This window comes from Nocardia sp. NPDC004568 (assembly GCF_040609955.1).
Taxonomy (GTDB): domain Bacteria; phylum Actinomycetota; class Actinomycetes; order Mycobacteriales; family Mycobacteriaceae; genus Nocardia.
Window position 1 is genome coordinate 34873 of sequence record NZ_JBEXLL010000037.1, and the last position, 20789, is coordinate 55661.

General features: G+C 69.0%; 23 protein-coding genes. 12 read left to right on the forward strand and 11 right to left on the reverse strand.

Going from position 1 to position 20789, the window contains the following annotated elements; all coding sequences use genetic code 11:
• Window positions 1-19 precede the first annotated feature (19 nt).
• Window positions 20-1474, forward strand: a complete 1455-nt coding sequence (locus ABZV91_RS18030) for an NAD-dependent succinate-semialdehyde dehydrogenase (protein ID WP_355242590.1) — start codon at window positions 20-22, stop codon at window positions 1472-1474.
• 92 nt (window positions 1475-1566) lie between these two features.
• Here the strand turns inward: ABZV91_RS18030 and ABZV91_RS18035 are convergent, their stop codons facing one another.
• Window positions 1567-1878, reverse strand: coding sequence for a chorismate mutase (locus ABZV91_RS18035; protein WP_030522366.1), 312 nt, complete (start codon window positions 1876-1878; stop codon window positions 1567-1569).
• Between the two features lie 340 nt (window positions 1879-2218).
• Here ABZV91_RS18035 and pcrA point away from each other — a divergent pair, with 340 nt between their 5' ends.
• Together pcrA and ABZV91_RS18045 are read left to right on the forward strand one after the other, a co-directional pair.
• Complete coding sequence (pcrA, locus tag ABZV91_RS18040; protein WP_355242594.1) at window positions 2219-4936, forward strand: DNA helicase PcrA; 2718 nt, start codon at window positions 2219-2221, stop codon at window positions 4934-4936.
• Window positions 4937-4974: 38 nt separating this feature from the next.
• Window positions 4975-5400: a hypothetical protein gene (locus tag ABZV91_RS18045; protein WP_355242597.1), complete on the forward strand. Its 426-nt coding sequence runs from the start codon at window positions 4975-4977 to the stop codon at window positions 5398-5400.
• A gap of 61 nt (window positions 5401-5461) precedes the next feature.
• Here ABZV91_RS18045 and ABZV91_RS18050 read toward each other — a convergent pair whose 3' ends face one another.
• Window positions 5462-6736 (reverse strand): M23 family metallopeptidase, encoded by a 1275-nt coding sequence (locus tag ABZV91_RS18050; RefSeq protein ID WP_355242600.1) that lies wholly within the window; start codon window positions 6734-6736, stop codon window positions 5462-5464.
• A gap of 607 nt (window positions 6737-7343) precedes the next feature.
• Here ABZV91_RS18050 and sucC point away from each other — a divergent pair.
• The 6 genes from sucC to purH all read left to right on the forward strand — a co-directional run bounded on the left by sucC (window position 7344) and on the right by purH (window position 14593).
• Window positions 7344-8507, forward strand: coding sequence for an ADP-forming succinate--CoA ligase subunit beta (gene sucC, locus ABZV91_RS18055; protein WP_355242603.1), 1164 nt, complete (start codon window positions 7344-7346; stop codon window positions 8505-8507).
• Between the two features lie 42 nt (window positions 8508-8549).
• Window positions 8550-9464 carry a succinate--CoA ligase subunit alpha gene (gene sucD, locus ABZV91_RS18060; protein WP_355242606.1) on the forward strand — a complete coding sequence of 305 codons (915 nt, stop codon included), beginning with the start codon at window positions 8550-8552 and terminating at the stop codon, window positions 9462-9464.
• 220 nt (window positions 9465-9684) lie between these two features.
• A complete protein-coding gene (locus ABZV91_RS18065) occupies window positions 9685-10602 on the forward strand; it encodes a DUF5336 domain-containing protein (protein WP_355242609.1) in 918 nt (305 codons plus the stop codon).
• A 67-nt stretch (window positions 10603-10669) separates the two neighbouring features.
• The gene (locus ABZV91_RS18070; RefSeq protein WP_355242612.1) at window positions 10670-12241 is read left to right on the forward strand and encodes a DUF6350 family protein; all 1572 of its coding nucleotides are present in this window, start codon (window positions 10670-10672) and stop codon (window positions 12239-12241) included.
• 145 nt (window positions 12242-12386) lie between these two features.
• Window positions 12387-13034, forward strand: a complete 648-nt coding sequence (gene purN, locus ABZV91_RS18075; protein WP_355242649.1) for a phosphoribosylglycinamide formyltransferase — start codon at window positions 12387-12389, stop codon at window positions 13032-13034.
• A complete protein-coding gene (gene purH / locus ABZV91_RS18080) occupies window positions 13031-14593 on the forward strand; it encodes a bifunctional phosphoribosylaminoimidazolecarboxamide formyltransferase/IMP cyclohydrolase (RefSeq protein ID WP_355242615.1) in 1563 nt (520 codons plus the stop codon). The genes purN and purH overlap by 4 nt, the downstream gene beginning before the upstream one ends.
• Window positions 14594-14767: 174 nt before the next feature.
• Here the strand turns inward: purH and ABZV91_RS18085 are convergent, their stop codons facing one another.
• The 5 genes from ABZV91_RS18085 to rpmB form a co-directional block, all read right to left on the reverse strand.
• A complete protein-coding gene (locus tag ABZV91_RS18085; RefSeq protein WP_355242618.1) occupies window positions 14768-15232 on the reverse strand; it encodes a hypothetical protein in 465 nt (154 codons plus the stop codon).
• 111 nt (window positions 15233-15343) lie between these two features.
• Entirely contained in the window at window positions 15344-15598 is a 255-nt protein-coding gene (gene rpsR, locus ABZV91_RS18090) for a 30S ribosomal protein S18 (RefSeq protein WP_030522354.1), read from the reverse strand.
• A gap of 30 nt (window positions 15599-15628) precedes the next feature.
• Window positions 15629-15934: a 30S ribosomal protein S14 gene (gene rpsN, locus ABZV91_RS18095; RefSeq protein ID WP_355242621.1), complete on the reverse strand. Its 306-nt coding sequence runs from the start codon at window positions 15932-15934 to the stop codon at window positions 15629-15631.
• Window positions 15934-16104, reverse strand: a complete 171-nt coding sequence (gene rpmG / locus ABZV91_RS18100; RefSeq protein ID WP_030522352.1) for a 50S ribosomal protein L33 — start codon at window positions 16102-16104, stop codon at window positions 15934-15936. Before rpmG ends, rpsN begins: the two co-directional genes overlap by 1 nt.
• Before the next feature lie 8 nt (window positions 16105-16112).
• Entirely contained in the window at window positions 16113-16349 is a 237-nt protein-coding gene (gene rpmB, locus ABZV91_RS18105; RefSeq protein ID WP_355242623.1) for a 50S ribosomal protein L28, read from the reverse strand.
• 108 nt (window positions 16350-16457) lie between these two features.
• Here rpmB and ABZV91_RS18110 point away from each other — a divergent pair, with 108 nt between their 5' ends.
• From ABZV91_RS18110 to rpmF, 3 genes are read left to right on the forward strand one after another with little or no spacing between them, the layout of a single operon-like run.
• Window positions 16458-17807, forward strand: coding sequence for a GTP-binding protein (locus ABZV91_RS18110; protein ID WP_355242626.1), 1350 nt, complete (start codon window positions 16458-16460; stop codon window positions 17805-17807).
• Complete coding sequence (locus ABZV91_RS18115) at window positions 17807-18076, forward strand: type B 50S ribosomal protein L31 (RefSeq protein ID WP_355242629.1); 270 nt, start codon at window positions 17807-17809, stop codon at window positions 18074-18076. The genes ABZV91_RS18110 and ABZV91_RS18115 overlap by 1 nt, the downstream gene beginning before the upstream one ends.
• Window position 18077: 1 nt before the next feature.
• Window positions 18078-18251 carry a 50S ribosomal protein L32 gene (rpmF, locus tag ABZV91_RS18120; protein ID WP_355242632.1) on the forward strand — a complete coding sequence of 58 codons (174 nt, stop codon included), beginning with the start codon at window positions 18078-18080 and terminating at the stop codon, window positions 18249-18251.
• A gap of 235 nt (window positions 18252-18486) precedes the next feature.
• On the opposite strand, the gene ABZV91_RS18125 is transcribed toward rpmF, so the two are convergent.
• The 4 genes from ABZV91_RS18125 to ABZV91_RS18140 are packed head-to-tail and all read right to left on the reverse strand — an operon-like array spanning window position 18487 to window position 20702.
• Window positions 18487-18864, reverse strand: coding sequence for a hypothetical protein (locus ABZV91_RS18125; protein ID WP_355242635.1), 378 nt, complete (start codon window positions 18862-18864; stop codon window positions 18487-18489).
• 6 nt (window positions 18865-18870) lie between these two features.
• Window positions 18871-19782, reverse strand: coding sequence for an MHYT domain-containing protein (locus ABZV91_RS18130; RefSeq protein ID WP_355242638.1), 912 nt, complete (start codon window positions 19780-19782; stop codon window positions 18871-18873).
• Complete coding sequence (locus ABZV91_RS18135) at window positions 19775-20332, reverse strand: ATP/GTP-binding protein (protein ID WP_355242652.1); 558 nt, start codon at window positions 20330-20332, stop codon at window positions 19775-19777. The genes ABZV91_RS18130 and ABZV91_RS18135 overlap by 8 nt, the downstream gene beginning before the upstream one ends.
• Window positions 20333-20387: 55 nt before the next feature.
• Window positions 20388-20702, reverse strand: a complete 315-nt coding sequence (locus tag ABZV91_RS18140) for a DUF742 domain-containing protein (protein WP_030522344.1) — start codon at window positions 20700-20702, stop codon at window positions 20388-20390.
• Window positions 20703-20789: the final 87 nt, after the last annotated feature.

Below are 20789 nucleotides of genomic sequence, written 5' to 3' on the forward strand. Positions count from 1 at the left end.
CGCGCTTAGGCTGGCCGGTATGGCATCGGAAACCGAAGTACTCGCATCCGTCCCGAAGCAACTGTGGATCGGCGGCCCCGTCGACGCCACCGGCGGGGGCACCTTCGCGGTGCACAATCCCGCGAACGGCGAGGTGCTGGCCGAGGTGGCGGACGGGTCCCCGGAGGACGCGGTGCGCGCCCTGGACGCCGCGGTGGCGGTTCAGGCCGATTGGGCGGCGACTCCGGCCCGCGAGCGCGGTGAGATCCTGCGAACGGTCTTCGAACGCATTACCGCGCGCGCCGAGGAATTCGCCCTGCTGATGACCCTGGAGATGGGCAAGGCCCTACCGGAGAGCCGTAACGAGGTGCGCTACGGCGCCGAGTTCTTCCGCTGGTTCAGCGAGGAGGCCGCGCGTATCCACGGCCGCTACCTGCACGCGCCCTCGGGTACCGGCCGCATCCTGGTGCACAAGCAGCCCGTCGGTCCGTGTCTGGCGATCACGCCGTGGAACTTCCCCCTCGCGATGGGTACCCGCAAGATCGGTCCCGCGCTGGCGGCCGGCTGCACCATGATCGTCAAACCGGCCTCGGCGACCCCGCTCACCATGCTGCTGCTGGCGAAGCTGTGCGCCGAGGCGGGCCTGCCCGACGGTGTGCTGTCGGTGATCACCTCCCGTCGGTCCGGCGCGGTCACCCAGCCGCTGCTCGACGATCCCCGGCTGCGCAAGCTGACCTTCACCGGGTCCACCGAGGTCGGTCGTACCCTGGTCGAGAAATCCGCGTCCGGCCTGCTGCGTACGTCGATGGAGCTCGGCGGGAACGCGCCGTTCGTCGTGTTCGACGACGCCGATATCGATGCCGCCGTGGAGGGGGCGCTGCTGGCCAAGCTGCGCAACGGCGGTGAGGCGTGCACCGCGGCCAACCGCTTCCATGTGCACCGCGCGGTGGTCGAGGAGTTCACCGAGAAGTTCGTGGCGGCGATCAACTCGCAGGTCCGGCTGGGCCCGGGAACCGATCCGGACACCACGCTCGGCCCCCTGGTCAGCGAGGACCAGCTGAACACCGTGTCCGACCTGGTCGACGACGCGGTCGGCGCGGGCGCGTCGGTCCGGGTCGGCGGGAAGGCTCCGGGCGGCCCGGGCTGGTTCTATCCGGCGACGGTGCTCACCGATATCCCCGCGCAGGCGCGGATCCTCCGCGAGGAGGTTTTCGGCCCGGTGGCGCCGATCGTCGCCTTCGATACCGAGGAAGAGGGCCTGGCCGCCGCCAACGACACCGAGTTCGGGCTGGTGAGCTATATCTACACCCGGGACCTCGACCGGGCGCTGCGGGTGGCCGAGGGGCTGGAGAGCGGAATGGTGGGAGTGAACCGCGGCGTGATCTCCGACCCGGCGGCCCCGTTCGGCGGCGTCAAGGCGTCCGGGTTCGGCCGGGAAGGTGGTACCGAGGGAATCGAGGAATACCTGTCGACCAAGTACATCGCTATGACGTGACAGACAGTACGAACCGCCCTGGGGCGTGGTCACCCGGGGCGGTTCGTGAGGTTGCGGCGGTCTGCGGGCCGCCGCGTCGGTTCTGTTGGGACCTAGCGGCCGAGACGTCCGCGCCCGAGACGCAGCAGCAGCATCGCCAGGGTATGGCCTTCCTGGCCGAGCTCGCTGAAGCGCTCCAGCACCTTCATCTCCCGGCTGTGCACCAGGCGGGTACCCCCGGAGGCCATCCGGGTCCGTCCGATGACCCGCGAGATCTCCGTCCGGCGCTTGATGGCCGTGAGGATCTCCGCATCCAGCCGGTCGATCTCCTTACGGAGCTTTTCGATCTCGGCTTCGGTCCGAGGAAGCTCCGAGTCCGTGTCGGTAGTCGAACCCGACCCGGTCGCCGTAGCGGGTGTGCTCATTTCTCATCTCCTCGTGTCAGAACCTGGATCGGCGCCGAGGCGCGTCGTGTTACCGATCCAGAGCTCCTCCACCGCGTGAAAAAGACCCGGCGGGTCTGGTGATGCCGTTCCCCCTCACCTGCCCCGTGCGGGCCTCAGGTGCCCGGTCTGCGGCCCAGCTGTCCACACAACCGGCGCGGATGTTTCGCTGAAGGGCAAACCATATTGCCAGTTTGCCACGGTAACCGATGTATGCAAAACGCTCACTGGTGGGGATATCTCCCCGCCGAGCCCGCCCGCCGGCGACGAATTCGGCCGAGTGTTCGATCGTGTCGGGTCGCGGCGGTAGCGTGAACAGACGATGGACACCACCGCGGCAGCACTTCGTTCGGATTCGCACAATTCCCGTGTCGGCACCTCCGCCGCCGGCTCGCCGGAGCCCGGCGCGGCGGCTGCGGCCCTGCCCGGCCTGGAGCTATCCGGTGCCGACCGGCGCACGACGGTGCCCGGTGGCCGCGAGCCCGGTGCGCCCAGCGGTCTGGCCGCGCTGCGGCAGCGTGTGCAGGCCGAGCAGACGCAGCAGCGCACCGATGGCGCGCAGCGCCGAGCGGAGGAGGCCGACCGGCTGCTGGAGGGCCTCAACCCGCAGCAGCGCGCCGCCGTACTGCACACCGGGTCGCCATTGCTGATCGTGGCCGGGGCGGGCTCGGGCAAGACCGCCGTGCTGACCCGCCGGATCGCCTACCTGCTGGCCGCGCGCGGAGCCACCCCCGGGCAGATCCTGGCCATCACCTTCACCAACAAGGCCGCCGCCGAGATGCGGGAGCGGGTCATCGACCTGGTGGGTCCGCGTGCCGCGAGTATGTGGGTGTCGACCTTCCATTCCAGCTGTGTGCGGATCCTGCGCACCCAGTCGGCGCTGCTTCCCGGAATGAACTCGAACTTCTCCATCTACGACGCCGACGATTCCCGGCGGTTGCTCGCCATGATCGGCCGGGATCTGGAACTGGACGCCAAGAAGTACACCCCGCGGCTGCTCGCGACCGCCATCTCGAATCTGAAGAACGAACTCGTCGGCCCGGAGCAGGCGAGCAGCGACGCGGAGTTCGAGGACGCCGAACTGCCGCGCGTGGTCGCCCGTGTCTACACCGAGTACCAGCGGCGCTTGCGCACGGCGAACGCGCTGGATTTCGACGATCTCATCGGCGAGACGGTCGCCCTGCTGCAACGGCATCCCGAGGTCGCCGAGTACTACCGCCGCCGCTTCCGGCACGTCCTGGTGGACGAATACCAGGACACCAACCACGCGCAGTACGTGCTGGTGCGGGAACTGGTCGGGCATCACGGCGCGGGAGCCGGGACGGCCGGTGAAGCCGCCGATACCGACGCCGGCGCCGCGGCTGCCGCACCCGCCACCGAGGCCCGGGAGCCCGACGCGCATACGGTGCCGCCGAGCGAACTCTGCGTGGTCGGTGACGCCGATCAGTCCATCTACGCCTTCCGTGGCGCCACCATCCGCAATATCGAGGAATTCGAACGCGATTTCCCCGATGCCGAGACCATCCTCCTGGAACAGAACTACCGGTCCACGCAGAACATCCTGTCCGCGGCCAACTCGGTGATCGCGCGCAATACGAACCGCCGTGACAAGCGGCTGTGGACCGACGCCGGTGAGGGGGAACTCATCACCGGCTACGTCGCCGACAACGAACACGACGAGGCGGCCTTCGTCGCGCGCGAGATCGACCGGCTGGTGGACGCGGGCGGGGCCGCCTACTCCGATATCGCGGTGTTCTACCGCACCAACAACAACTCCCGGGCGCTGGAGGAGATCTTCATCCGGATGGGCCTGCCCTACAAGGTGGTCGGCGGGGTCCGGTTCTACGAGCGCAAAGAAGTCCGAGATATCGTCGCCTACCTGCGTGTCCTGGAGAACCCGGACGATGCGGTGAGCCTGCGCCGGATCCTCAACACCCCGCGCCGCGGTATCGGCGACCGGGCCGAGGCCTGCGTGGCCGTGCACGCCGAACAGCGCGGTATCGGTTTCGCCGAGGCGCTGCGCGACGCTGCCGCCGGTGAGGTCGCGCTGCTGAACACCCGGGCGCGCAACGCCATCGCCGGATTCGTCGCGCTGCTCGAGCAGATCCGGGCCGCCGGGGCGCTGGACGAGGTCGATTTCCCCGATGTGGGCGCGGTGGTCGAGGCGGTACTCGACCGTACCGGCTACCGGGCGGAACTGGAGGCCTCCGACGATCCGCAGGACGGCGCGCGGCTGGACAACCTGAACGAACTCGTCAGCGTCGCCCGGGAGTTCAGCTCCGAGGCGCGCAACGCCCTGGAGGCCGCCCGGGCCGAGGGCCTGGTGCCGGAAACGGGTGAGGGCGAACCCGAACCCGGATCGCTGGCCGCATTCCTGGAACGCGTCTCGCTGGTGGCCGATGCCGACCAGATACCCGAGGAAGGCGCGGGCATGGTCACCATGATGACCCTGCACACCGCCAAGGGGCTGGAGTTCCCGGTGGTCTTCGTGACCGGGTGGGAGGACGGCCAGTTCCCGCATCTGCGGGCCCTCGGCGATCCCGCCGAGCTGGCCGAGGAGCGCCGGCTGGCCTATGTGGGGATCACCCGGGCCCGGCGCCGCCTGTATCTCACCCGCGCGGTGGTCCGTTCGGCGTGGGGGCAGCCGGTGTTCAATCCGGAATCCCGGTTCCTGCAGGAGGTCCCGGATCATCTGATCGACTGGAAGCGGCTGGAACCCAAACGGTCCTCGGCTCCGGCGCAGTACGGCCGCCGTCGCGGCGCCGAGGCGGGCGAGGAGGACTGGACGGGCGGCTGGCCGCAGTCCCGGGAGCCGCGGCCCGGCATCCGGGAGACGCGCCCGGCGCGCCGTGGCGTATCCCGCAACAATGTCGGCCTGGTGCTCGCGGTCGGCGACCGGGTCAGCGACGACAAGTACGGCCTCGGCCGGGTGGTCGCCGCGGACGGGGTCGGCGATATGGCCAGTGTGACCATCGATTTCGGGACCAGCGGCACCATCCGGCTCATCCCGAAATTCAGCCAGACCCTGACGAAGTTGTAGCGCACCCGCGGGGCCCGGCCGCGCGGTAGGTTCCGGTCATGGAGTCCGTCGCGCAGCATGTGATGTGGTTCGTGCCGATGCTCTGGCTCGGCATGGTGCTGGCCATCTCGTTCCTGGAGGCGCCGCTGAAGTTCCGTGCGCCCGGGGTCACCACCGAACTCGGGCTGGGGATCGGGCGGTTGGTGTTCCGGGCGCTGAATACCGTGGAGGCCGTGCTCGCGGCGCTGGTGCTGGTGGCGGCCGTGGTGCTGGCGCCCGCCGCAGCGGTGTGGGTATGGCTCGTGCTCGCGGCGCTGATCCTGACTGTTCAGGTGGCAGTGGTACGCCCGCCGCTGTCGCGCCGCTCGGATCGGGTGCTCGCGGGGGAGGAGCTACCGCGTTCCACAGCGCACTACTGGTACATCGGGTTGGAGGTCGCCAAGGTGATCACGCTGATCGGGCTGGCGATCGCCGCCGCACCGTGAAAGCGAACCGCGGCCGGGTGTTCCGCGGTTCATCCGGGTGACACCCGGCGGGCGGAGGTGGTCAGTCACCGTTGCCGGTGAGGCTGATTCCCCGGGTGGCCAGCCAGGGCACGGGATCGATCTTGTCGCTGCCGTTGAGCCACACCTCGAAATGGCAATGCGGTCCCGTGGAGAACCCACGGTTACCCACCGTGGCGATCTGATCTCCGGCGAACACGTACTCGCCCACCGAGACGGTGGTGGTGTCGACGTGTCCGTAGACGGTGATGGTGCCGTCGGCGTGCAGCAGACGCACCCACATACCGAAACCCGAGGCGGGCCCGGCATCGATGACCTCACCGTCGGCCACCGCGTAGATCGGGGTGCCGATCGGCGCGGCCACGTCGATTCCGAGATGCTGGACGCCCCAGCGGGCGCCGAAGCCGGAGGTGTAGGCACCGTTGGCGAATTTGGCGAAGAGCGGCCGGAACTTCGCTTCTTCGGCTTGGGCCAGATCCTCCGCGAACTGGGCACCGTTGGCCAGCATCTCGCCGAAGCGGCTGGTGTCGACCGGAAGGTTCCCGCCGAGCATCTGCGGTGACGCGGTGTTCGATACGGCGGCCGGATCCTCGGTGGCCATCGACTGGGCGGCGATCTCGTGAACCGATCCGGCGGCCTCGTAGTCGGTGGCCTGCTGTGCGTGTTTCTGTTCGGTGGGTTCGGCGGTGGCGCACTGTCCCGCGGCCACCACGGCGCCCGCGGCCACCGCGACGACCGCGGCGCGGCCCTTGAGCGCGGACGGCGGGGCGGCTACCCGATGCGCGCCGCGGGAGCGCGACTGCCGGGTTTCTTCGGGGACCTCGTCGGCGACCGGCGCGCTCTCCAGCGCCTCGGCGATCGTCGTGGGTCTGGCGTAGTGGTCGGATTCGGCGCGGCCGCCCGGCTCGTAGGGTGCCGGCTCGGGCCAGGATTGCGTCGGTGCGTCGGACCAGGACTGCGCCTCGCCCCAACTCTGGTGGGTGTTCCAGTTCGGATCGCTGTGCCAGACGGGTTTGTCGTTCTGCTGCCACCCGCCCTGCTGCCAGTTGTCCTGGGCCTGCTGCTCGCCATCGGACCAGCTGTCGGCCCGGGAATCGGCCCAACCCTGATTGGTCGCCCAGAAGTCGTCGGCGGCGGTGCGGTGGGCGTCGGCGGCGGCCGAGGCGGCGGCCGTGTTGAGCGGGCGCCTGCGGGTCCGACTGTCGCCGGGTGCGCCGAAAGCGTTGAACGACTGGGCCGCTTCGGCGGGCTGCGCGTTCTCGTGCCGGCGCCGGGCGCGACCGTCGGGATGGGCGTCGAGGGTGCCGCGGTGGTTCATCGGCCGGTTCGCATCCGACGGGCGCCGGACTCCTGGCCGGTGATCACGGACTGCGGGGCCGGGAAGGCTGCTGCCGAACGGCTCTGCGACTGCGGAGCGGGGTGCTGCGTCAAGCTGCCGTCCTCTCTAAACCTGCTCAGGGAGCAATATCACGGAGATCTCTACTCGCGGAACAACCGAGTGCGCAAGCACACACGCTGTGCAACGTTTGTGATCGGCCTGTGACATCGACCGTTCGACGGTAACGAAACGATTGCGACGCGGCAAGCGGTAGGACGTTTTCAAACGTTACTGTGACATTGATCACGTTTCCCGAGTCGGGTGGGCCTCACGGTCGGACGCGCTGTCCTGTGATCTCCGGGTCGCGATCGGCTCACCGGCGCGGACGGTCGCCGCGCACCGCCTGCGGCTCGTCCGGAAGCTACTCGCCGGTAGCCTTGGCCTGCGGCTTTGCCCTCCCCGCCGGAGGGCTCGTGACCTGCGCCACTTAGGATGAACGTGCCCGATCGGGCGTGCCTGTGAGTGGTTAGAGTCCGAACGACCCGCTACCGACGTCGGGCCGCCAACAAAGACGTTGTCATAGCAACGCAGACGAGACGGTGAGTACATGGATCTCTTCGAATATCAGGCGAAGGAGCTCTTCGTAAAGCACGGGGTGCCTTCGTCGGAAGGCCGCGTGACCGACACTGCCGAGGACGCCCGCGCGATCGCCGCGGAAATCGGCAAACCGGTGATGATCAAGTCCCAGGTGAAGGTCGGCGGCCGCGGCAAGGCCGGTGGCGTGAAGTACGCGGCCACCCCGGACGACGCGTTCACGCACGGGCAGAACATCCTCGGCCTGGACATCAAGGGTCACATCACCAAGAAGATCCTGGTGGCCGAGGCGAAGGACATCGCCGAGGAGTACTACATCTCCTTCCTGCTCGATCGCACCAACCGCACCTACCTGGCCATGTGCTCGGTCGAGGGCGGTATGGAGATCGAAGAGGTCGCCGCCACCAAGCCCGACCGGCTGGCCAAGGTCCCGGTCGACGCGGTGAAGGGCGTCGACCTGGCGTTCGCCCGCTCGATCGCCGAACAGGGCCACCTGCCCGCCGATGTACTGGACGCCGCCGCGGTGACCATCCAGAAGCTGTGGGAGGTCTTCGTCAACGAGGACGCCACCCTGGTCGAGGTCAACCCGCTCGTCCGCACCCCGGACAACGAGATCCTGGCGCTCGACGGCAAGGTCACCCTGGACGAGAACGCCGAGTTCCGGCACCCCGACCACGCGGAGTTCGCGGACAAAGACGCGACCGATCCGCTGGAGCTGAAGGCCAAGGAGAACGACCTCAACTACGTCAAGCTGGATGGTGCGGTCGGCATCATCGGCAACGGCGCCGGTCTGGTCATGTCCACCCTGGACGTCGTCGCCTACGCGGGCGAGAAGCACAGCGGTGTCAAGCCGGCCAACTTCCTCGACATCGGTGGCGGCGCCTCCGCCGAGGTCATGGCCGCCGGCCTCGACGTGATCCTGAACGATGCCCAGGTGAAGAGCGTTTTCGTCAACGTCTTCGGTGGTATCACCGCATGCGACGCGGTCGCCAACGGCATCGTGAAGGCCCTCGAGATCCTGGGCGACGAAGCGAACAAGCCGCTGGTGGTCCGCCTGGACGGTAACCGGGTGGAGGAGGGTCGCAAGATCCTCGCCGAGGCCGCGCACCCGCTGGTGACGCTGGCGCAGACCATGGACGAAGGCGCCGACAAGGCCGCCGAACTCGCGGCCCGCTGAGTCGACCTACCAGGGCACGCCCAGTAAAGGACAAAAAGAACTATGTCTATTTTCCTCAACAAGGATTCGAAGGTCATCGTCCAGGGCATCACCGGCGGCGAGGGCACCAAGCACACCGCGCTGATGCTCAAGGCCGGTACCCAGGTCGTCGGTGGTGTGAACGCGCGTAAGGCGGGCACCACCGTCTCGCACACCGACAAGGACGGCAACGCCGTCGAGCTGCCCGTCTTCGCCACGGTGGCCGAGGCCATCGAGAAGACCGGCGCCGATGTCTCCATCGCGTTCGTCCCGCCGAAGTTCTCCAAGGACGCCATCATCGAGGCCATCGACGCGGAGATCCCGCTGCTCGTGGTGATCACCGAGGGCATCCCCGTTCAGGACACCGCCTACGCGTGGGCCTACAACGTGGAGAAGGGCGCCAAGACCCGGATCATCGGCCCCAACTGCCCCGGCATCATCACCCCCGGTGAATCGCTGGTCGGCATCACCCCGGCCAACATCACCGGCAAGGGCCCGATCGGCCTGGTGTCCAAGTCCGGCACCCTGACTTACCAGATGATGTACGAGCTGCGTGACTTCGGCTTCTCGACCTCCATCGGTATCGGCGGCGACCCGGTCATCGGCACCACCCACATCGACGCCATCGAGGCGTTCGAGAAGGACCCGGAGACCGAGCTGATCGTCATGATCGGTGAGATCGGCGGCGACGCCGAGGAGCGGGCCGCGGCCTACATCCAGGCCAATGTCACCAAGCCGGTCGTCGGCTACGTGGCCGGTTTCACCGCCCCCGAGGGCAAGACCATGGGCCACGCGGGCGCCATCGTCTCCGGTTCCTCGGGTACCGCGCAGGCCAAGAAGGACGCGCTGGAGGCCGCGGGCGTGAAGGTCGGCAAGACGCCGTCCGAGACCGCCGCCCTGGCGCGCGAGATCCTGGAGAAGGCGGCCGTTTCCGCCTGATCCGGTAGCAGCGCCGAACTCCGGGAGGCCGTCCGCTCGCGCGGGCGGCCTCTGTGATTTGTCGCGCACCGAGCGGGAATACGGTGCGTGGACGGTATCGGTGGCGTAATCGAGCCGTCCACGGCCGGATCCTTCGGTGATGACCTCTGCGCGTGCGTGCAGTAGCGTCGAAGAGAATTCAGCCGTCAAGTACGTATTACTCGACCTAGGAGATGACGACATGTCATACCCGACCGGGGGCTCCGGGTACAACGCACCCGTTCCGCCCTCCGTTCCGCCCAACCCCGGCCAGCAGGCGGCCGGTGGTGGGAGCGCCGCCGGGGCCGACGGGAAAGGACTGCCGTTCTTCCTCACCATCGGTGTGGCCGCGGTAGGCGTGATCGCCTTCCTGCTCGGCTTCCTGTCCTACGTGGGCGCGGATACCGATATGGATCTGCCGTCCTCGGCCGATACCAGCCTGAACCTGTTCGAGTACCAGGAAGCCACGATCGGCGGACTGCTGCTGATCGCCGCGATCCTCGCGGGCCTGTCCCTGCTGCCCAAGCAGAACTGGGTCGGCGCGGCGGCCGCGGTGGCGGCCGGAACCTTCGTCACCATCCTGTTCCAGCTGTTCAGCCTGCCGGACGGCGCGAAGGCCGAGATCGGGCTCTATCTGATCCTGGTGCTGGCGCTGGTTCAGACGGGACTCGCGGTGGCGGTCGTGCTGTTCGAGTCCGGAATCCTCACCCCGCCGGCCGCTCGTCCGGCGGCGCAGACCGGATTCCCCGGCGGGCAGCAGGGTTACGGTCAGCAGCAGTACCAGGGCCAGCAGCAGGGCTACGGTCAGCAGCCGGGCTACGGCCAGCAGTACAGCAGCGGTCAGCAGCCGCAGCCGGGTTACGGTCAGCAGCAGGCGGCCTATGGTCAGCAGCCGGGTTACGCCCAGCAGCAACAGCAGGGTTACGGCCAGCAGCCGCAGCAGTCGCCGTACGCCGGTGGCCAGCAGCCCTCGCCGTACGGTCAGCAGCCGCAGCAGCAGGCCTACGGCCAGCAGCCGCAACAGCCGGGTCAGCAGGCCCAGCCGTTCGGCGGGGAGCAGCCGTCCGATCCGGCCGCCGACGCCACCCGCGCGTTCCGGCAGTCCGACGACCAGAAGTGAGCACCGGCAGCGCCCGGCGCGGCGCGCCTGAAGCGTCCGCGCCGGGGCGGCTGCCACTCTGAAATCCATGAGTTCCCCGCGTACCTCGTCGAACCACCCGCTCCGGGGGGCACGCAGGAGTTCGACGCGTTCCGGTGACGAGCCGGGTTTTCTCTCACTACCGCCCGAGCGTGCGCGGGCGCTTCTCTTCGTGGCCTTCCGGCCCGCCGCCTTCACCCTGGCCGTTGTCGTGGTCACCATGTTGGTGACCCTTTTCACCGCGGGCAGTGATCTCACCGGTCTCAGTGGCGCGGTGGCCGCGGGCTGGCTCGCCGCGCACCAGGTGCCGCTGCTCATCGGCAGTACCACGGTGGGTCTGCTTCCGGTGCTGCCGACCGCGCTGCTGCTGTGGGCCGCGGCCCGGGAAGCCGTCGCCGCCACCGATACCGAACCCACCCGGGCGGAACTGGGCTGGCTGTGCGGCGCCGCGATGGGGGGCCCGCTGCTGATCACCGCCGTCTGCCTGGCGGTCACCGAGGACGCGTCGGGATCCATTGCCCTGCAACGTCCCAACCCGCTGACCGCCTTCGGTTGGGCACTGCTCCTGCATCTCACCGCCGTGCTGTGCGGTATCGCCTTCCGGTGCCGGGAACGTCTCTTCGAGGGCCTGCCCTACGACGTGATCGCCGCCGCCTACGTCGCGGGCCGGGCCGTCTTGCGCCTGTTGGCCGCCGCGGCCGTGCTGCTGGTGCCGGCCCTGCTGGCGCACTGGTCGCGGGTCGGCGAGACCTACGGGTCCGCGGAGGGGATCGTCGACGTACTCGGGCTCACTCTGCTCTCGTTGCTGTACCTGCCGAACGCGGTGGTGGCCGGGGTCGGGGTGCTGGTGGGTCCGGGCGTCGAATTCGGGGATGCCTCGGTCGGGGTGTTCACCGTGGTCGGTGGGCCGATTCCCGCGGTGCCGGTACTGGCCGCGGTACCGACGGGTCCGGCCGAGCTCTGGTGGGCCGTGCTGCTGCTCGTGCCGGCTGCCGTGGGCGTGTACGGGGGCGTGGAATCGGCCCGGGTGAGTTACGACCGCCCCGGCGCCCCTTGGGCGTTGCTCGCCGCGGCCGGGCTCGCGAGCGCGGCGCTCACCGCGCTGGCGGCGCTGTCCGGCGGAGAACTGGGAAATTTCGGGCGGCTGGGCCTCGAGCTGCCCGTGTTCGCCCTGGCGGTGTTCGCCTGGCTGGCGATTCCCGGTTACGCCGGGCTGCTGTTCGCGCGGACCTTCGTCGTCTCTTTCCCCACACCGCTGATGCGCCATCCCGACGCGCTCTTCGACCCGGACGATATCGATTACGACGACGACTACTACCCCGGCGAGCAGGAGAGCGGCCGGACTCCGGCGGACCGCGCGCTGCCCGAGCGGCGGCTCCCGGAGCTGCCGGGCGATTCCGCCACCGATCCGGCCGACCGTTATGCGGGTCTGCTCGACCGGCCGCGCGCCGAATCGCCGGGGCCCGAACGCCCGCTGGAGGCCGAGGTGGTCGAGGATCCGCCGCGTGGATCCGCCGCGGACGCCGTCGCCGCCGCGGAGGCGGCGCCGGAGATCGTGGACGCGGAAGTGGTCGAGCCGGACGCGCTGGACGGAGACGACGGGGACCCGCGCCGGACCTGACCGCGTTCGCTCGCTCCAGGCCCCCGGCTCACTGCCGCCGCAGGCGGGCCCGACCGCGTCTACTAGGCTCTATCCGTGCCGCGGGTTCGTTCCCGCCGGCGGGTGGACCCCGCCCGTCGTTCCTTCGAACTCCAGGAGTAGAGCCCTGACCGCCCCGGAACCCACCGATTCCACCCCGGCCGGCCTGGTCGTACTCGCCTCGGGGACCGGCTCACTGCTGCGCGCGTTGCTCGACGCCGCGGCCGACCCCGGGTATCCGGCGCGGATCCACGCGGTGGGCGTCGACCGGGAGTGCCCCGCCGTCGAACACGCGGCGGCGGCGGGTGTGCCCGCCTTCCGGGTCGCGGTCGGCGATCACGCCGATCGCGGCGCATGGGATGTGGCGCTCACCGAGGCAGTGGCCGGATACTCGCCCGACCTGGTGGTCTGCGCGGGCTTCATGAAGCTGCTGGGGCCGGTGTTCCTGGATCGTTTCGGCGGCCGGATCATCAACACCCATCCGGCCCTGCTGCCCGCTTTCCCCGGTGCGCACGGGGTGCGGGACGCGCTCGCCTACGGGGTCCGGGTCACCGGAACCACCGTGCATCTGGTGGACGCCGGCGTGGACACCGGCCCGATCCTGGCCCAGGAGCCGGTCCGGGTCGATCCGGCCGACGACGAGGCCGCGTTGCACGAGCGCATCAAAGTCGTGGAGCGACGGTTGCTGGTGGAGGTTGTCGCCGCCGTCGCGACCCGCGGAATTGTCTCCGATGGACGAAAGGCAGTTATCCCTGATGAGCGAGTTCTCCGGTGAGTGAACGCACGCCGATCCGCCGGGCGCTGGTGAGCGTCTACGACAAGACCGGGCTCGTCGAGCTGGCGACCGCGCTGCACGGCGCGGGGGTGGAGCTGGTGTCCACCGGGTCGACCGCGGCGCGGATCGCGGACGCCGGTGTCCCGGTGACCAAGGTCGAGGACCTGACCGGGTTCCCGGAAACCCTGGACGGCCGGGTCAAAACGCTGCATCCTCGGGTGCACGCGGGCATTCTGGCCGATACCCGCAAGGCCGAACACCTCGGCCAGCTCACCGAACTGGGTATCGAGGCCTTCCAGCTGGTGGTGGTGAACCTCTATCCGTTCAGCGAGACCGTCGCGAGCGGGGCGAGCCCGGACGAATGCGTCGAACAGATCGATATCGGCGGCCCGTCGATGGTGCGCGCCGCGGCCAAGAACCATCCGTCGGTGGCCGTGGTGGTGAACACCGGCGACTACGACGAGGTCCGTAAGGCCGTCGCCGACGGCGGGTTCACGCTGTCGGAACGTATCGCGCTGGCCGCCAAGGCTTTCCAGCACACCGCGAGCTATGACGTCGCGGTCGCGAACTGGATGGCGTCGACGCTGGTCGAGAAGACCGTCGAGGAGGACGAGTTCCCGTCCTGGATCGGCGCGGTATGGGACCGTTCGGCGGTCCTGCGCTACGGCGAGAACCCGCATCAGCGGGCCGCGCTGTACACCGACGGTGACGGCGGGCCCGGGCTGGCGCGGGCGCGGCAGTTGCACGGCAAGGAGATGTCGTACAACAACTACACCGACGCCGATGCCGCGCGCCGGGCCGCCTACGACCACGCCGCGCCCGCGGTGGCGATCATCAAACACGCCAACCCGTGCGGTATCGCCACCGGCGCGGATATCGCCGAAGCACACCGCAAGGCGCACGCCTGCGATCCGGTGAGCGCCTACGGCGGTGTCATCGCGACCAACCGCGAGGTCTCGGTGGCGATGGCCCAGCAGGTGGCCGAGATCTTCACCGAGGTGATCGTGGCACCCTCCTACGCCGACGGCGCCGTCGAAGTACTGCAGCGCAAGAAGAACATCCGCATCCTTGTCGCCGAGGCGCCGGCGCCGGCGGGCGCCGAACACCGGCCGGTGAGCGGCGGGCTGCTGGTACAGCAGCGCGATGTGATCGACGCCGACGGTGACGATCCGGCGAACTGGACGCTCGCGGTCGGTGAGGCCGCGGACGCGGCGACCCTGGCCGATCTCGAATTCGCCTGGCGCGCCTGCCGGGCCGTGAAATCCAACGCCATTCTGCTGGCCCATGACGGCGCGTCGGTGGGCGTCGGTATGGGGCAGGTCAACCGGGTCGATTCGGTACGGCTCGCCGTCCAGCGGGCCGGTGATCGCGCCGCGGGCTCGGTGGCCGCCTCGGACGCGTTCTTCCCGTTCCCCGACGGCCCGCAACTGTTGCTGGAGGCCGGTATCCGGGCGATCGTCCAGCCGGGCGGCTCGGTGCGTGACCAGGACACCATCGATGCCGCGCGGGCAGCCGGTGTGACCATGTACTTCACCGGGTCCCGGCACTTCGCCCACTGAGTACGGTGCCCGTGGCGGTGCCGCCACGGGCATTCCCGCTTCGGTCGAGGCGGGGCGGAACGCACAGGGGTATCGGCATACCCGGATCCGGCGTACCCGAGAGCGGCCGGACCGGTACGACCAGGAGTTCGGCCGAGCCGCCGGTAGGGTGATCCGGCCGGTGGCAGCAGGCGATCAGACCGCGCTGAGTACCCGGCGGTCACCCAGCGGCGCGTCCAGTGGGATCTCCAGCGTGCCGAAAACCGCCATCATCACGCACATCTTGTCGACGGCGTCGGCCCGGGTGCCGCTGCGCAGCTCGACGGTGACCGTGCCGTCGTCCTCGGTGGTGCTGGCGTCCACGCCGTAGCATTCGGGCACACCGGTTTCGAAATGGATCGCGATGCGGTCCTCGGCCACCCTCGTCCACGAGGTGAAGGGGACGGGATGGGCGCCGACGAGGGACGGGTCCGCGGTGAAGAGGTGGCCGGGGTCGGCGCCGGGATCCTCGGTGGGAGTCGCGGGTGTACTCGCCGGGGCGGGCACGGAGGTCGGGGAGAGGCCGGGCTCCGGGGCGGCGGTGCCGTCGGTACCGCAGGCCGAGACCGCGAGGACGACGCCGAGAGCCAGAATTGCCGTAGATCCCCGCAGTGTGAGCATGCGCACCACTGTAGTGGGCGCCGACCCCGCACTGCCCGTGCGTGGACAGCAGCCGGACGCCCGGCGCCGCGGGTGCGGTGCCGGGCGTCCGGGCGGGAATTCAGCGAGGGGTCAGCGGCTGGTGAAGGGGAGCAGGGCCATCTCGCGCGCGTTCTTCACCGCGACCGCGACCTGTCGCTGCTGCTGCGGGGTCAGGCCGGTGACCCGGCGGCTGCGGATCTTGCCGCGATCGGAGATGAAAGTGCGCAGCAGATTCACATCCTTGTAGTCGACCGTCTCGATACCCGCTGCGATCAGCGGGTTCTTCTTGGGCCGGCGGGCCTGTTCGGCGCGGACCTTCTTCGACGGGCCTCGTTTGACTGCCATATGACCGGTTCCTAACTCACGATCGGTGGGTTACCAGCTCGATTTGTGCACACCGGGCAACTCTCCTCGATGTGCCATCTCACGCACACGCACACGCGAAAGGCCGAACTTCCGGAGATAACCGCGCGGTCGCCCGTCGGCGGCGTCCCGATTGCGCAATCGTACCGGACTGGCGTCCCGGGGCAGTCGGCGCAGGGCCGCCTGCGCGGCCAGCCGGTCGTCTTCGGGCGTGCCGGGTTTGCGGATCAGCTCTTTGAGCTCGGCCCGCCGTTCGGCGTATCGGTCCACGACGGCGCGTCGCTGCCGGTCGCGGGCGATCTTCGACTTCTTGGCCATCAGCGCTCCTCGCGGAAGTCGACGTGCCGGCGGACCACGGGATCGTATTTCCGCAGCACCATGCGGTCGGGGTCGTTCCGGCGGTTCTTGCGGGTGACGTAGGTGTATCCGGTGCCCGCCGTGGACCGGAGTTTGATCACCGGACGGATATCGGTCGATTTCGATGCCATCGCTGCGCTCAGATCCGCGTTCCGCGGCCGCGGAGGCGGGCCACCACGGCCTCGATCCCGTCCCGGTCGATGGTTTTGATGCCCTTGGCGGACACATTCAGGGTTATCCGGCGGCCTTCGCTGGGCAGATAGTAGGTCTTGCGCTGGATATTGGGGTCCCAGCGCCGGCTGGTGCGCTTGTGCGAATGCGAGACGGCCTTGCCGAACCCGGGTGTGCGGCCGGTGACCTGACAGTGCGCCGACATGGGGCTCCCTCCGACGTGAACGATGATGACAATCGTTTTCGACAACGATGGGTCCACACTGTAGCGTGTGCCGGGTCGTAATTGAAAATCATTACCGAAAGGGTAGTGGTGTCCCATTCCGCACAACTCCCAGATGACATCGATCCCGGAGACCGCCGCACGCCGGTCGTGGTGGTCGCGGGCCTGCACGGTGACCCGGCCGGTTCCGTCGACCTCATCGCGGACGCGCTCGGCGCGACCGCGGGCACCGTGGTGGTACGCCACGACCTCACCGAACTCGGGGAGGGGGTCGTGCGCCGCACCGTGTCCCGAGGCGGTACGGATACCGTCTCGGTGCACGAACTCGCGCACGGCTGCGTCTCGTGCACGCTGAAGGCGGATCTGCTGCCACTACTGTGCACTCTCGCGGCCCGTGATTCGGTGCGGCGGATCGTGCTCGCGCTGGACCCGGCCATCGAAGCGGAGTCGGTGTGCCAGGGGATCGGCGAGGTGGTCGTGGCCGGTGTCGTCGGCCGGGTGGACGGCCCCGCGGCCCGGGATGTCCGGATAGCCGCCGTGCTCACCGGTATCGACGCGCGTACCTGGCTCCCCGCGGCGACCGGTGACGAAGCGCTCGACGAACTCGGCTGGGCATGGGCCGACGACGAGCGCACCCTCGCCCAACTGGCGGTCGGGCAGGTCGATTTCGCGGATGCCCTGGTGATCACCGGGGCCGATCTCGTGGACCCGCTGGAGCGCGCCCGGCTCGGGGCGGTGCTGTCCCGGTTGGCGCCGCTCGCCCCGGCACTGTGGACGGGACCGGACGCGGCGGTGACCACCGGCGCGATCGAGGAACTGCTGACCCGGATACCGGCCGGGTCGCGGCGCGGCCGGACTTTCGACGCCCATGCCCCGCTGTTACGCGGCCGGCCTCCGCTGGGCGCGGAATACGATGTGGAGCTGGTCGAATTCGCCGCCGGGCGGCCGTTCCACCCGGAGCGGCTGCACGAGGCGCTGGACGTCCTGTTCGAGGGTGTGGTCACCGCGCGTGGCCGGGTATGGCTGGCGACCCAGCCGGACGAGGTCGTCTGGCTGGAATCGGCCGGCGGGGGTCTGCGGATCGGTGGCGCCGGTCGCTGGCTGGCGGCGATGACCGAAGCCGAACGCGCCGAGGTCGAGCCGGAACGGCTGGCCATGGCCCGGCTGCGCTGGGACGACCGGTTCGGCGACCGTGACAATTCGCTGGTCGTCCTGGTCCACGCGGCCGACCCGGAGGAGGTCCGGCAGGCACTGGGCCGGGCCCTGGTCGACGATGCCGAACTGCGCCTGGTCGAGCGAGCGCCGCATCAGGTGGCCGGCTGGTCGGATCCCTTCGGCGAATGGCATACCGACCCCTGTGATCCGGACGAACCGTATCCGGCCGCCACCGGCGAGGGCCGCGGCGGCGACACGGGCGAGCGCGCCCGGAAGGAGAAGTGATGAAGGCCGATATCCATCCCGATTACCACCCCGTCGTCTTCGAGGACGCCAGTACCGGGGCCCGGTTCCTGACCCGTTCCACGGCTACCGGCGACCGGACCGTCACCTGGACCGACGGCAATACCTATCCGCTGCTGACGGTGGACGTCACCGCGGATTCGCACCCCTTCTGGACCGGCGCGCATCGTGTGCTCGACACCCAAGGCCGGGTGGAGAAATTCGAACGCCGATACGGCCGGCGCGCCGGCCGAGCCCGGAAGGAGCAGTGAGATGGCAGTACCGAAGCGGCGGATGTCGCGGTCGAATACCCGTAGCCGCCGGTCGAACTGGAAGGCAACGCCGCCGGACCTGGTTCCGGTCACAGTGGACGGTGTGGTGCATCGGGTGCCGCGGCGACTGGTGCAGGCCGCTCGACGCGGTCTGCTGGACCGGAAACGGCGATGAATTGTCAGGGCCCCTAGATGCGAAAAAGCCATGGCGGCAGTCTCATCCGGGCAAGACAGGCGACGCATCGTCACTGCTGGCAAATATTCCGCAACCATTACCATGGTCCTCACCTGAAAAGATGGCATGCTGACCGATTGCGGACCGAAGTTCGGTGCGGTACTGCTATTTCGGACGGAGATGCGATGACCGCCGGAAAATCCCGGCGGACTACTCCTTCACCGGTCCATACCGGTTATCCTCGTGCGTGAGGGCGGGTCTCCCAGAGATGGGAGACCCGCTCATCGCCACTTTCGAGGGCTTTCACCTCGATCTCCCCGGGTGATTCCGCGTCCTGTCGCGAGTCGCATTCCGCCGCGAGCGCCTCCGCGATATCGCCCACCTGTCGCAGCAGCGCCAGGGCGAGCGCGGCCGGTAGCAGCAACAGCGAGAGCGGCCACGGCAGCTCCACCCGCTCGGGCCGGTCCGCCCGGGTCGCGAGATCGGCGACCGTGGCCTCCATTTCGCTGATCTCGACCCGTAGCTCGGACACCTCCGAGCGCAGCCCGCGCACCTGCGCTCCCAGCTCCCGCAGGAGCTTTTCCTGATCGGACAGCACGATTTCGGCATCCACCCCGGATCAGCGCGCCGGTTCCGGCAGCGGCTGCGCACGCTGCGCCAGGGCCGCCGCCGCATTGGGCCGGGCAGCCGGCCGGATCTGCTCGTCGACGGGCGATACGCGACCGGGCCCGCCGACCGGGCCACTGGTCTCCGACGCACCGGACTTCGCCGCGCGGGACGTGTCGTCGGGACGTTCGGGAGCCACCAGGACCGCGGTGATCGGAACGGCCAGGGCCAGCAGGCCGATGACGAACATGGGGAAGGCGTAGCCGAACAGCTCCATCCCTTGTGCGGGTTCGGCGTCGGGGTCGAAACGGAATTCCAGGGCGGCGACACCGGTGAAGTAGACGGCCGCCACACCCGCACCGAACATCGCGATCGACCCGAACCGGGCGGCGGGGAAGCGGAACCTCTGGAAGAGGAAGACACACAGCGAGGAAGCGGTCACCACGACGACGATCGCGACGACGAAGAGCCCGATGTTCAGCGAGACCGAACCCTGGATATCGATCGAGGTGAGTTGTAGCCACAGCATGATCCCGAATCCGAGACCGAGCCCGGCCGCCGCGTTCACCATGCGTTTGACCTCGAACTCACGACCGGCGAGCAGCAGGCCGAGGAAGACCGCGCCGACGGCGAACACCAGCGACAGCGTCAGATCCGAGATGTCGTAGCGGAGAATGCGGCCCGGAATGGAGATACCCAGCATCGAGACCGTGCTGGCCAGCCAGACCCCGATACCACCGATGGAGACCGCGGCGGCGGCCACCCATACCGGGCGGAACCGGACCGAACGGCGGCCGTTCACCGCGCAGGCAAGACCCACGAACATCCCGACCGCCGATACCCCGAAGGTGAGCAGGGTCAGCCAGTAGCCCATGGTGAACAGATCGGCGGTCTCGACCGTTTCCGCGGCCAGCACCTCAACCATGCCGGGCGACTCCCTCGTATTCCTGGGCCTTCAAGCGGTTGATCGCGTACTCGGTGACGGCGGCCAGCGCCTGCCGGACCTCTTTCGCGTCACGGGCATCGATATCCACGATCGGCACGCCTTCGCGTACCGACAGCGCCTCACGCAGCTCGGCCATCGCGAACCGCGGTGAGTTCGGGAACCGGTTGACCGCGATCAGGAACGGCAGATTGCGCGCCTCGAAGAAATCGACGGCCGCGAAACTGTCCTCCAGCCGGCGGGCGTCCACCAGCACCACCGCGCCGATGGCGCCGCGGATGAGGTCGTCCCACATGAACCAGAACCGGCGCTGGCCGGGCGTGCCGAACAGGTAGAGCGTCAGGTTGCCCGGCAGGATGATCCGCCCGAAATCCATTGCGACCGTGGTCGTCTGCTTGTCCGGGGTGTCGTCCAGATTGTCGACGCCGTCGGAGAAACTGGTGACCATCGCCTCGGTACGCAGCGGCACGATCTCCGAGACCGCGCCGACGAAAGTTGTCTTACCCGCGCCGAATCCACCGGCGACGACGATCTTGGTCGACGCGACCCGGGTCTCGGTCTCCGCCGCACCACCACCCTGGTTGTTGCTAAAGGGCTCGGAGTCCACGCAATGTCCTCTCCATCAGCGACCGGCGTTCGTCGTAACTCGCCTGCTCGGTCAAAGTCGAATGCACTCGCAGGTTGCCGTCCACGACGAGATCACCGATGACGACGCGGACCATACCGAGCGGGCGATCGAGATGCGCGGCGATTTCGGCAACCGACAGCTGGTGGGTTCCGAGCCGGAGAATCTCGGCTCGGATGTCACCGGACGGCCAATCGAATTGTGCATGATAGGAGATGGTTTCGATAACCGCCTCCATCGGCAGATCGACGGCGGGCTGGGTTCGGCCGGCGGTGATTGCGTACGGGCGGACACGTCCGGCCCGGCGCGGGTTGTTCGGCTGCGCAGCGGCGTCGAACCGATAGGCACCGGTGTTGTACTGCGA